An 11,428-nucleotide genomic window follows, 5' to 3' on the forward strand; every position below is an offset into this window, starting at 1 on the left:
ACCGGAGGGGACCAGGGTGGGCCGCACGCCTCTCGACACGCCCGCACGGCAGCAGGAGGTGTTCGCCGCCGTGCTCCACGTGTTCGCCGACGTCGGCTACGCCCGGTTCAACATGGACCTCGTCGCGAGCCGCGCCAGGGCGAGCAAGGCGAGCCTGTACCAGCGCTGGCCGTCGAAGGCGCGGCTGATCGTCGACGCGCTGAGGGCGAACATGCCGGTGCTCGCCCAGCCGGACGAGGGCTCGTTCGTGGAGGACGTGCGGGCGATCATGCGGTCGTGGGGCGAGCCGAGGCCGTTCGACCTGACGGGGATCTTCCTCGGGCTGCTGGAGGGCAGCCGGCAGGACGCCGACCTGGTGCGCCTGCGCGAAGAGCACGTCGACCGCGTCTACACCGAGCAGCTGCAGGTGGCCGTCGTGCGGGCGAAGGACCGCGGTGAGCTGCCGCGCGACCTCGACGCCGACGTGCTCATGACGGCGCTGGTCTCGACGTTCGTGCTGCGGTCGGAGGAGGCCGACGTGGTCGGCGGGATCGTCGACGGCCTGCTGCGACCGCTGATCGGCAGGTCCTTCGCCACCGAACCACTCGTCAAGGAGTAGCCGCTGCGCTACGTTCGGTCGTGGATCCAAAAGAACAGATTTGTTCTGTTGAAGGGAACACCCGTGACCGAAGCTGCCGTCTGCCCCGTCCACCACGAACGCGACCACCCCCTCCAGTCGCCGACCGGCTTCGCCGACGCCGTCTCCGGCGGCCCGGTCAGGATGCTGTGGCCCAACGGCGTCGAGGCGTGGGTCGTCTCCAGCTACTCCGGTGTCCGCAAGGTGCTCTCCGACCCGCGCTTCAGCACCCGCAAGGGCGGTCAGCCGGAGATGCGCACCGACGAGGGCGAACCCGTCCTCGACGCCGACCAGCCGGGCAACATCAACGGCATCGACGGCGACGCGCACCTGCGCCTGCGCCGTCCCCTCTCACGCGGGTTCATGGTCAAGCGGATGAACCAGCTGCGTCCGCGCATCCAGGAGATCGTCGACGAGCACCTGGACGCGATGGAGGCCAAGGGCGCACCGGCCGACCTGGTCACCTCGCTGTGCCTGCCGCTGCCGTCGCTGGTGATCGCCGAGCTGCTGGGCGTGCCGCCGGAGCACCAGGAGCTGTTCCAGGCCACCGCCGGCGACCTGTTCGGCAAGAACGGCTCCAAGGACGAGTACATCGCGCACGCGACCAAGCTCTCCCAGGTGCTCGCGCCGATCGTCGCCGCGAAGAAGGCTGCGGGCACGAACGACGACCTGATCGGCCTGATGGCCAACGACACCGACTTCAGCATGGAAGAGCTGATCTTCCTCTGCATCGGGCTGCTCGCGGCCGGGCACGAGACCACGTCGAACTTCCTCGGCCTGTTCACGCTGCACCTGTTCGAGCGCCCCGACCAGCTGGCGGTCCTGCAGCGCGACCCGAGCCGCGCCGACGTGGTCGTCGAGGAGCTCATGCGCTACACCGTCGGCTCCCTCGGCGGTCCCGGCCTCACCCGGCGGGCGACCGAGGACGTCGAGGTCGACGGCGTGCTGATCAAGGCCGGTGAGTGGGTGAGCGTGTCGCTGATGGCGAACCTCGACGAGGAGCTCTGCCCGCGCGCCGACGAGCTCGACCTCGAACGCGACGCCGTGTCGCACCTCGGGTTCGGCTTCGGCCCGCACCAGTGCCTGGGCGCGAACCTCGCCCGCGCGGAGCTGCAGATCGGCCTGCGGTCGTTGTTCGAGCGGTTCCCGAACCTGCGCCCGGCCGTGCCGGTCACGGAGCTGACCTACCGCAACGACATGATCACCTACGGCGCGGCAGAGATCCCGGTGGTGTGGTGAGCGCGGTCGTCCGGATCGACCAGACCAGGTGCATCGGGGCGGGCCAGTGCGTGCTCGCCGCACCGGACGTGTTCGACCAGCGCGACGACGACGGCATCGGCGTCGTGCTGGTGCCCGAGCCGGCGGCCGGTCTGCTGCCGGGGGTGCGTGACGCGGTGGAGAGGTGCCCCGCCCAGGTGGTGACCCTGCAAGAGTGACCTGATCGGCCGTTCCGGTGAGCCGTCGTCACCGGGAATGGATTCAGCCGCCGACCGCTGACACCTCGTTGGCCCCTTCCCGGTCATGCCGTCCGTCCAGAATCGTGAGCGCGGCCGCCACAACGTCGTGGCGGTCGCGCTCACGCCGGTCCAGGGAGCCGAAAGACCCTTCCCGACCAGGCCGGACAGCGAGATGGTGGCGGCGGCGCGGTGAGTACCGGCGGTGTGCGACGGGTACCTGGCGACAGGTGGCCGGCGCACGTCAGGAGGGCCAGCGATGTTCAACGGCGACGCAGTTCCCGTGCGCGTGGACAAGACCGACGCACGGCACGTGGAGGCACTGACCGGTGCGCTGCGGGCACTCGACCACGAGCACGGCGGCGGTGCCTGCCGCGACGCCTGCGTGGCGTTGCTGAACTGGGCGAACCCGCTGCTCGACACCGGGCCGTCCAGCCGGGTGCTGCACCGGTTGCAGGTGGCCATCGCCGACCTGCACAACCTGGCCGGCTGGGCGTCGTTCGACATGGGCCTGCTGGAGTCCGCGCACGTGCACTTCGGCCGTGCGATGGACCTCGCGCGCGCGTCCGGCAACAGCGCGTTGGAGGCCAACATCCTCTACCGCATGGGACGCGTGCACCTGCACTACGACCTCGCCGAGGACGCCTTGGCGTCGTTCCAGCGCGGACTGCCCATCGCACAGGCCAGCGGTTCCACCTTGGCCGTGTCCATTCTGCACGCCAACGAGGCGTGGGCGTTCGCGAAGATGGGCGCCGAAAAGCACGCCTTGCGCCAGTTCGCGCGCGCAGAAGAAGAGTTCGACCGTGCGTCCAACGAAGACGCACCGCCGTGGGCTCGTTTCTTCGACCAGGCCGACCTGGTGTCCATCGGCGGGATGGTGCACACGGAACTGGCGCGCACGTGCGACGTGAAGTACGGGCGGACCGCGATCCCGTTGCTGACGCGCGCGATCGCCTCCGGCGGTGAGGACGCGGCGCGCAGCCAGTCGTTCCGCCTGGCCGCGCTGTCGATGAACTACCTGCTGCAGAACGAACCCGAGCCGGCGCGCGCCGCCGGCGTCCGGGCGATCGAGGTGTCCTGGCCGATCCGGTCGGTGCGCACGCGGGACCGGATGCGGCCGTTGCGGCAGGAGGTCGAACGGCTGCGGGGCAACGAGGCCGCCGACGAGCTGTCCGCGCGGCTGGGGACGTTCATGTCGGCGTCGCGCGGCGCCGCCTGAGCGGAAGGCGTCGCCGGGCCCGAGGAGAGGTTCGGGCTTCGGGCCCGGCGACGGCAAGGCAGGAGCGGCACCCGGCTGGGGGCCACAGGAACCGCTCCCGGTCACGGGATCAGCGGCCGACGACAACGCGCCGGAGGCACCGGAGGTTGACCGCTTCCTGGGCGAGAAGCATCACGTCACCCGCTGACATTTCGCTGACACCCCGGGTTACCGGCTGGTTAGGATCTGCGCCATGCCGCGGTGGGAGTTCAAGGTTCTCGGATCGTTGCAGGTCCTCGACTCGGGCCGACCGGTGGAACTGCGCTCGGCCAAACAGCGCGTTCTGCTCGCCGCGTTGCTGATGAAGCCCAACGCGCCCGTGTCGTTCTACGAGCTGATGGAACACCTGTGGGGCGAGGAGCCTTCCGGTTCGGCGCGCGCGACGTTGCAGACGTACGTCATGCGCTTGAGGCAGTCGTTGGACGACTTCACGGACCGCAAGCTCGTGCGCACGTGGCCGACCGGCTACTCGATCCACGTCGGGGACGACCAGCTCGACCTGCTGACGTTCCAGCGGTTGCGCGCTGAGGCACGCCGGGCACCGGACCTGGAGACCGAGGCGCGGCTGCTCGGTGAGGCGGCGGCGCTGTGGCGGGGACCGGCGCTCGACCAGCTGTCGTCGCTGCGCGTGGAGCAGACCGACGTGCAGCGGCTCAACGAGCAGCGCTGGGAGGTGCTGGAGCGGCGCAACGACGCCGAGCTCCAGCTGGGACGGCACGACCAGCTCGTCGACGAGCTGCGGTCGCTGGTCGCGCACCACCCGCTGCGGGAACGCTTCTGGTACCAGCTCATGCTCGCCCTGCACCGCACCGGCCAGCAGGCGCAGGCGCTCGACGTGTACCGCAGGGCCGGCGAGGTGCTGGCGGAGGAGCTGGGCATCGACCCGAACGCCGAGCTGCGCGCGCTGCACATGGAGGTGCTGGCGGGGTCTTCCGCACCGGTGGCCGTCCAGGCGGGACCGTCGTGGCTGCCGCCCGCGGTCGGCGACTTCTCCGGCCGCGCGGACGAGGTGGCGCGGCTGACGACCGGGTTGCGCGGCGGTGGCACGTGGACGGTCACCGGGTCCGGCGGCGTCGGCAAGACCTCGCTGGCGGTGCACTGCGCACACCTGGTGCGCGACGCGTTCCCGGACGGCCAGCTGTACCTGAACCTGCGCGGCGGTGAGCAGAAGCCGGTGGAGCCCGCGGCGGCGCTGGACCGGTTGCTGCGCGGCCTCGGCGTGTCCGGCGGCGCGATCCCGTCCACTGTGGACGACCGGGTCGACCTGTACCGCGACCTGCTGTCGGACCGGCGGGTCCTGGTCGTGCTGGACAACGCGGTCAACGAGGCCCAGGTGCGGCCGTTGTTGCCGGGCACGACGTCCGGTGCGGCGCTGGTGACGTCACGGGCCGCGCTCGCGGGCTTGGAGGCCGCGCACGTCGTCCCGCTGGACGTGCTGCCGCCCGCGGACGCGCTGGGCCTGCTGCGGTCCGCGCTGGGGGACGTCAGGGTCGCCGCGGAACCCGGTGCCGCGCAAGCGATCGTGACCTACTGCGGGCGGCTGCCGCTGGCGTTGCGGGTCGCCGCGGCCCGGCTGGTCGCCCGCCCGCACTGGCAGCTCGCGAAGCTCGCGGGCCGCCTGTCCGACGAACGCCGCCGCTTCGACGAGCTCTCGCTGGGCGACCTCGACGTGCGCGCGTCGCTGGCCCTGTCCTACGACGGCCTCGACGAGACGCACCGCCGCGCGTTCCGGCTGCTGTCGCTGGTCGACACACCGGACTTCCCGGCCTGGGTGGCGGCGCCGTTGCTGGGCCTGGACCTCGACGACGCGGAGGACCACGTCGAGGCCCTCGTCGACGCCCGCCTCGTCGACTACGCGGGCCGTGACGCCCTCGGCCAGGTCCGCTACCGCCTGCACGACCTGCTGCGCGCGTTCGGCCGGGAAGCCGCCGACGAGGACCCGGCCACCGCGCTGAAGCCGTTGGTCGAACGCTGGCTCGACCTCGTCACGCGCGCCGACGCCGACCTGCCGCACCAGGGCGTCCGCCTGGCCCCGCGGGCGCTGGAGCCGTTCGACCTGGGCGACGCCGCCGAGTGGTTCGACGCGGAGTGGCTGAACATCGGGGCGGTCCTGACCCAGGCCGCCGCGCTGGGCCTCGGCGACCTGGCGGCACAGCTCGCGATCCGCTCGTCGGCGTTCTGCGACCTGCGGGCCCGCTTCGACGACTGGGAGCAGATCAACGACATCGGCCTCGCGTGCGGTTCGGCCGCGCTGAAGCCGGTGCTGCACCAGCAGCGCGGAATCCTGCGCGCCCGGCTGCACGACTACGCCGGCGCGTCGGCGGAGTTCCGGTCGGCGCAGGAGGGCTTCGCGGCGGCCGGGGACGTGTGGGGCGAGGCGTACGGCTGGTACGGCATGGGGTGGATGCACGAGTGGAGCGGCCGCTCGCGGGAGGCCCGCGCCGCGCACCGGGAGGCGATGACCCGGTTCGTGGCCGCCGGCAACCCGCACGGCGAGGTCGAGGTGCTGTGCTCGCTGGGCGCCATCGAACGCCGGGCCGGTGGTCTGACCGCGGCGCAGGACTACCTGGAACGGGCGCGGCGCGTGGCAGGGCAGCTGGGGGACGAGCAGAGCGAGCTGATGGCGACGCTGGAACTGGGGCGGCTGCACCAGTTCACCGGCGAGCTCGACCTGTCGGCGGCGTTCCTGCGGTCGTCGCTGGCCGCGGCGCAGAAGCTCGGCGACCCGGACATGGCGGCGAACATCCGGTTGTTCCTGGCCGACACCCTGGTGCGCTCCGGTGCCGTCGCACCCGCGCAGGAGCAGCTGACGGCGGCGTGGGAGTTCTTCGAGGAGCACGACGACCGGCAGGGGCGCATCTGGGTGTGGCGCCTGCGGTCCGGCCTCGCGGCCTCCGCCGACGAGGCGCTGCGACTGGCCGGGCTGGCGCTGGAGGCGGCGCGCGAGATGGACTCGCCGCCGGAGCTGGGGCGGTCCCTGCGGGTGATGGGCGACGCGCTGGAGCGGTGCGGGCGCGGCGACGAGGCCCGCGAGCACTGGCGGCAGGCGGAGGAGACGCTGACCGCGGCCGGGTTCCAGGCAGAGGTGGACGAACTGCGGCTCACGACGTCCTGATCCTGGCTCGACGTCGTCGTGGTGCGGCGCGGTGGTGCCAGGCGACGGGGCACGGATGTCGCCTGGCAGCTCCCAACGGCTACCGCGCGCGGATCAGCTGACCGTGATCGCGCCCGCCGGGCAGAGGCCGGCCGCTTCCTGCGCGGTGGCCTCGTGCGCGGCGTCGGGGTGCTCCTGCAGGAGCACCACCGTGCCGTCCTCTTCGTTCTGGTCGAAGAGGTCCGGGTCGGTCAGGACGCACATCCCCGAACCGCAGCACTTCGACTGGTCGACGGAAATCTTCATGCTCACCACGCTACTGGCAACGAGTGGACCCCGTAGATGCCCATGTCGGTCCGCAGCGGCACCTCCTCGGGCGCGACGTCGAGCCGCAGGTCCGGGAACGCCGCGAACAGCCGGCTGAAGCCGATCCGCATCTCGATGCGGGCGAGCTGCTGGCCCAGGCACTGGTGGATGCCGTGGCCGAACGCGACGTGGCCGGAGGCCGGGCGGCGCAGGTCGAGCTCGTCGGGGTTGCCGCCGAACTTCTCCGGGTCCCGGTTCGCGGCCGGCACGTGCATCACCACGGTGTCACCGGCCTTGATGAGGTGGCCGTCGATCTCCACGTCCTCCAGCGCCGTGCGCGATGGTCCGAAGTGGATGATCGACAGGTACCGCATCAGCTCCTCGACGGCGTTGTCGACCACGTCCGGCTCGTCGCGCAGGATCTTGAGCTGGTCCGGGTGCTGCAGGAGCGTGAACGTGCCGATGCCCAGCATGTTCGCCGTGGTCTCGTGGCCGGCGAGCAGCAGGAGCAGCGCCATGTTCGACGCCTCCTCGTCGGTCGGCTCACCCGTGGCGATCAGGTCGCTGATCATGTCGTCGCCGGGGTTCGCCTTCTTGCGCTCGATCAGCTCGCGCATGAACTCCTGGATGCGCGCGAACGCCGCCATGGACTCCTTGACGGGGGTCTCCAGCGACAGCATCTTCGCGGTGTCCTCCTGGAAGCGGTGCCGTTCGTCGTAGGCGACGCCCAGCAGCGCGCAGATCACCAGCGAGGGCACCGGCAGCGCGAACTCCTTGACCAGGTCGGCCTTCCCGCCCAGCGAGCGCATGTGCGCGATCTGGTCGTCGACGATCTGGCCGATCCACTCGGACAGCTGGTTCATCCGCCGCACGGTGAACTGGCCCTGGAGCATCTTGCGCAGCCGGGTGTGGTCGGGCGGGTCCTGGCTGAGGAACAAGCCCGGCTGGACCTTGCGGTTCTCCGGTGGAGCCTCCCCCTGGAACCGCAGGTCCAGCAGGTGGTGCTCTTCGGGGCGGTTGGTGAACTTGGGGCTGCCCAGCACCTCCCGCACCTGGTGGTGGCCGGTGACCAGCCAGCCGAGGTGGCCGTCGGCGAACTTCAGCCTGCTGATGCGGGCCTTCTCGCGGATGGCGGTGATCTCGGCGGGCGGGTCGAACGGGTTCTGGCGGGTGGTCGGCAGTTGTTCGGAGATCAGTTCGGTCATCTCGCACACCTCCCAGTGCTCAGTAGAGGACCTGTTCCGAAGCTACAGAACTTTCACGACTCCGTGAAGGTGAATTGAGGATCACGGTGCGCCACCGGTCGAAATCTGTCCGCATCTGCCGGTCGTGGGTCGCGACGGCCACGGCGGCCCTCGTCCGCAGCAGCGCCTCGGTCAGCTCGTCGACCAGTGCGATCGACAGGTGGTTCGTCGGCTCGTCCAGCAGCAGCACGTGCGGACCGGCGCTCAGCGCCACCGCCAGCGCCAGCCTCCTGCGCTGACCGGTGGACAGGAGCCGGACCGGCCGCGCGACGTCCCCCGCCGTCAGCAGCCCGAGCTCCGCCACCCGCGGGCAGACCTGCGCCGCGGTGGCGTCCTCGTCCTCGAACGACGACTCCTGCGCGAGCAGCGCGACCCTGCCGGCGTGGTGCACCGTCCCGCGAGCAGGCGCGAGCCGACCGGCGAGGACGCTGAGCAACGTGGTCTTGCCGGCCCCGTTCGGGCCGGCGACGAGCAGCTTCTCGCCCGCGCTGAGCGAGATCGGCTCGTCCAGCACCAGCCGTCCCGGCACCTCGAGCGGCGTCGCGTGCAGCAGGTCGCCGCTCGCCGTCAGCTCCGGTGGCGTGAAGCGCAGCGGGGGCGGGGGAGCGGCCACGCGCTGGTCGTCGAGCTCCTCCAGCCTGCGGGCGACGGTGCGCATCTTGTTCGCCGCACGGGTGCCGCGCTTGTGCTTGAACGCGCCCTTCGGCGGCCGCCAGGCGTCCTGCAACCGGCTCTGCGCGCGTTCGACCCTGTCGGCCAGCTCGTCGTGCTCGGCGGCCTCCTGGGCGAACCGCTGCTCCCAGCGCTGCCGTTCGGCGCGCTTGGCCTCCTTGAACGCCCGGTAGCCGCCGCCGTGCAGGCGCACCTCGCCGTCCGGCGTCGGGTCCAGGTCGAGCAGCTGGGTGCAGACGTCGTCGAGCAGCGCGCGGTCGTGGCTGACCAGCACGGTCACGCCGGGGTGCTGCCGCAGGCGCTCGGTGAGGAACCCCAGTGCCGCCGCGTCCAGGTGGTTCGTCGGCTCGTCGAGCAGCAGGACGTCGGCGCGCTCGGCCAGCAGGCACGCGAGCCGCACCCGGTAGCGCTGCCCCACCGACAGGGTCGCGAGCGGCGTGGCCCTGTCGTGGTCCGCGTCGAGCGCCTTGAGCGCGATGCCGGCCCGGCGCTCGGCGTCCCACGCCTCGACGTCCTCCGCGTGCGCCAGCGCCCGCTCGTAGCGCGGCTCGTCGAACGGCTCCGCCGCACTGTCCAGTTCGGACAGTGCGAGCCGGCTCACGCGCAGCGCCTCGTCCAGCAGGTCCCCCACCGTCTCCCGTTCCTGGAACGGCATCTCCTGTCGCACCAGGCTCAACGAACCGTGCCGGGTGACGGTTCCCTGGTCGGGTGCGAGGTCGCCGGCGAGCAGGCGGAGCAACGTGGTCTTGCCACGGCCGTTCTCGCCGATGATGCCAAGGCGCTGCCCGGCGGAGACCTTCAGCGAGACACCGTCGACGACGGGACCGCTCTCATAGCCCTTGGTGAGGTCTTGGGTCGTCAGATGAACATGCGAACGCATGCCGGATCCTCTTCTGGGTACGTGAAATCAGGACGTGTGGCTGGGCGACACGTCCTGGCTCAGAGGTAGAAGACCCCGTACCCGAATCCCATGAGACCCACGGTACCTACGGTCGCAACGCCTTTTCGACGGCCCGGCGCAGGTCCTGGCGGCTCTCCTCGGTGCCCGGCTCCGGTCCCGAGGTGCTGCCGCCGCCGACGAGCCGGTAGAAGAGCAGGCCTTCGAGGAACGCCATGATGTGCCCGCCGGACGCCTCCGGGTCCTCGTGGCCCAGTGCCCGCGCGAGCTCCGTCGCCCGTTCCCGCGGGGAGTGCGCGAGGATCGAGCGCAGCTCCGGGTGGTGCGTGGCCTCCAGCATCGCCGCGTACCGCGCGAGCGTCCGGTTCCGCTCCACCAGCCAGGTGTCGACCGTCCTGGCGAGACCGCCGGCCAGGTCGTCCCGGTCGAGGACGACCTCCTCCTGCTCCTTCAGTGCGAGCCGTTCGACGAACCCCTCCACCAACGCCTTGCGGGTGCGGAAGTAGGCGCTCGTCGACCCCTCCGGCAGCCCGGCCTGCCGGTCGACCGCGCGGTGCGTGAGGCCCCGCATGCCGGAGGTCGCCACCAGGTCGATCGCGGCGTCGGTGATCAGGTCCCTGCGCATGTGCTCCCCGTCATCTCTACAGCTGTAGTCTACAGGTGTAGTGTCCTCTACACCTGTAGAGGAGAGTGGCCGTGAAGGCGATCGTGGTCGGTGGCGGTATCGGGGGACTGGCGGCAGCGGTGTCGTTGCGGCGCGTGGGCTGGGAGGTCGAGGTCCGCGAGCGCGCCGCCGCGTTCGGCGAGATCGGCGCCGGGGTGGGGGTGATGCCGAACGCGCTGCGGGCGCTGTCGTGGATGGGGTTGGAGGACGAGGTCCGGCGGCTGGGGACGCCGCGGGTGTCGGGCGGCGTGCGCGCGTCGGACGGTCGTTGGCTGGTGCACCTGCCCGACGTCGGCCAGGAGAAGATCATCGCGATGCACCGCGCCGACCTGCACGGCGTGCTGCTGCGCGCGTTGCCGCCGGAGGTCCTCTTCACCGACTCCGAGGTCACCGGCGTCGGTGACCTCGACGCGGACCTCGTGGTGGCGGCGGACGGCATCAACAGCCGCCTGCGCGCGCAGCTGTTCCCCGACGTGCCGGGACCGGTGTACGCGGGCGCCACGGCGTGGCGGGGAGTGGCACCGGGTCCCTTCGAGCTGCCGATCACGCAGACGCTCGGTCCCGGCGGCGAGGCGGGCGTGCTGCCGCTGGGCGACGGCCGGGTCTGCTGGTACCTCGCACGGGTGGCGCCGGCCGCGGCCGACCTCGACCCGGTGGAGCTGTTCGGCGGCTGGCACGACCCGATCCCGGACCTGGTGGCGTCGACCCCGGCCGTGGTCCGGCACGACGTCCACCACCTGCCGCCGCTGCGGACGTTCGTGTCGGGCCGGGTGGCGCTGCTCGGGGACGCGGCCCACGCGATGGTCCCGTACCTGGGGCAGGGCGCGTGCATGGCGCTGGAGGACGCCGTGACGCTGGCGGCCTGCGGCGGTGACCTGGCCCGGTACGACGCCGTGCGACGGCCGCGCACGCAGGCGGTGTGGCGGGGGTCGCGGACGGCCGGGCGGTTCGGGATCGAGCTGCGGTCACCGGTCGCGGTGGCGTTGCGCGATCTCGTGTTCCGCGCGGTTCCGGCAGCGGTGGCGGTGCGCGGCATGGCCCGCTTTTCGTCATGGGAGGTGCCCGCGATGCCCACGCCCGTGGGTTCACTCGACCGGGTCGAACCGGGCGGTGACGTGGATCACTGATAAACGTTCGATTGCGGCGAGATAACGGTCGAAGACCATTCTTTGTCGCAGGCATCGTCACCCGGTTGCGGTATCAAGTACTCGCTGAGCGTGTC

At 71.6% G+C, this 11,428-nt stretch carries 10 protein-coding genes; 6 read left to right on the plus strand and 4 right to left on the minus strand.

Annotation, left to right across the window (positions count from 1 at the left end; translation table 11 throughout):
• Positions 1–16: 16 nt before the first annotated feature.
• The 5 genes from ACZ7CH_RS33635 to ACZ7CH_RS33655 all read left to right on the plus strand — a co-directional run bounded on the left by ACZ7CH_RS33635 (position 17) and on the right by ACZ7CH_RS33655 (position 6,443).
• On the plus strand, positions 17–598 hold the full coding sequence (locus tag ACZ7CH_RS33635) for a TetR/AcrR family transcriptional regulator (protein ID WP_360397208.1): 582 nt from the start codon (positions 17–19) through the stop codon (positions 596–598).
• 63 nt (positions 599–661) lie between these two features.
• Positions 662–1,855: a cytochrome P450 gene (locus ACZ7CH_RS33640; RefSeq protein ID WP_458433833.1), complete on the plus strand. Its 1,194-nt coding sequence runs from the start codon at positions 662–664 to the stop codon at positions 1,853–1,855.
• Positions 1,852–2,052, plus strand: coding sequence for a ferredoxin (locus ACZ7CH_RS33645; RefSeq protein WP_458433832.1), 201 nt, complete (start codon positions 1,852–1,854; stop codon positions 2,050–2,052). Before ACZ7CH_RS33640 ends, ACZ7CH_RS33645 begins: the two co-directional genes overlap by 4 nt.
• A 277-nt stretch (positions 2,053–2,329) precedes the next feature.
• A complete protein-coding gene (locus ACZ7CH_RS33650) occupies positions 2,330–3,289 on the plus strand; it encodes a transcriptional regulator (protein ID WP_470371864.1) in 960 nt (319 codons plus the stop codon).
• Between the two features lie 232 nt (positions 3,290–3,521).
• Positions 3,522–6,443, plus strand: a complete 2,922-nt coding sequence (locus ACZ7CH_RS33655) for an AfsR/SARP family transcriptional regulator (RefSeq protein WP_470375783.1) — start codon at positions 3,522–3,524, stop codon at positions 6,441–6,443.
• Between the two features lie 93 nt (positions 6,444–6,536).
• On the opposite strand, the gene ACZ7CH_RS33660 is transcribed toward ACZ7CH_RS33655, so the two are convergent.
• The 4 genes from ACZ7CH_RS33660 to ACZ7CH_RS33675 all read right to left on the minus strand — a co-directional run bounded on the left by ACZ7CH_RS33660 (position 6,537) and on the right by ACZ7CH_RS33675 (position 10,167).
• Positions 6,537–6,728, minus strand: a complete 192-nt coding sequence (locus tag ACZ7CH_RS33660; RefSeq protein WP_360397212.1) for a ferredoxin — start codon at positions 6,726–6,728, stop codon at positions 6,537–6,539.
• A 2-nt stretch (positions 6,729–6,730) separates the two neighbouring features.
• A complete protein-coding gene (locus tag ACZ7CH_RS33665) occupies positions 6,731–7,933 on the minus strand; it encodes a cytochrome P450 (RefSeq protein WP_360397213.1) in 1,203 nt (400 codons plus the stop codon).
• A 19-nt stretch (positions 7,934–7,952) separates the two neighbouring features.
• Positions 7,953–9,524 carry an ABC-F family ATP-binding cassette domain-containing protein gene (locus ACZ7CH_RS33670; RefSeq protein WP_470375784.1) on the minus strand — a complete coding sequence of 524 codons (1,572 nt, stop codon included), beginning with the start codon at positions 9,522–9,524 and terminating at the stop codon, positions 7,953–7,955.
• 106 nt (positions 9,525–9,630) lie between these two features.
• The gene (locus tag ACZ7CH_RS33675; protein ID WP_470371860.1) at positions 9,631–10,167 is read right to left on the minus strand and encodes a TetR/AcrR family transcriptional regulator; all 537 of its coding nucleotides are present in this window, start codon (positions 10,165–10,167) and stop codon (positions 9,631–9,633) included.
• A gap of 71 nt (positions 10,168–10,238) precedes the next feature.
• On the opposite strand from ACZ7CH_RS33675, the gene ACZ7CH_RS33680 reads away from it, so the two are divergent.
• A complete protein-coding gene (locus ACZ7CH_RS33680) occupies positions 10,239–11,333 on the plus strand; it encodes an FAD-dependent monooxygenase (protein ID WP_470375785.1) in 1,095 nt (364 codons plus the stop codon).
• Positions 11,334–11,428 lie beyond the last annotated feature (95 nt).

Source organism: Lentzea sp. NPDC037011, from assembly GCF_055607425.1.

Excerpts from the sequence above, each read along its gene's own strand:
- ACZ7CH_RS33670 (WP_470375784.1), bottom strand. The coding sequence starts at position 9,524 with ATGCGTTCGCATGTTCATCTGACGACCCAAGACCTCACCAAGGGCTAT.
- ACZ7CH_RS33675 (WP_470371860.1), bottom strand. The coding sequence starts at position 10,167 with ATGCGCAGGGACCTGATCACCGACGCCGCGATCGACCTGGTGGCGACC.
- ACZ7CH_RS33660 (WP_360397212.1), bottom strand. The coding sequence starts at position 6,728 with ATGAAGATTTCCGTCGACCAGTCGAAGTGCTGCGGTTCGGGGATGTGC.
- ACZ7CH_RS33665 (WP_360397213.1), bottom strand. The coding sequence starts at position 7,933 with ATGACCGAACTGATCTCCGAACAACTGCCGACCACCCGCCAGAACCCG.
- ACZ7CH_RS33655 (WP_470375783.1), top strand. The coding sequence starts at position 3,522 with ATGCCGCGGTGGGAGTTCAAGGTTCTCGGATCGTTGCAGGTCCTCGAC.
- ACZ7CH_RS33650 (WP_470371864.1), top strand. The coding sequence starts at position 2,330 with ATGTTCAACGGCGACGCAGTTCCCGTGCGCGTGGACAAGACCGACGCA.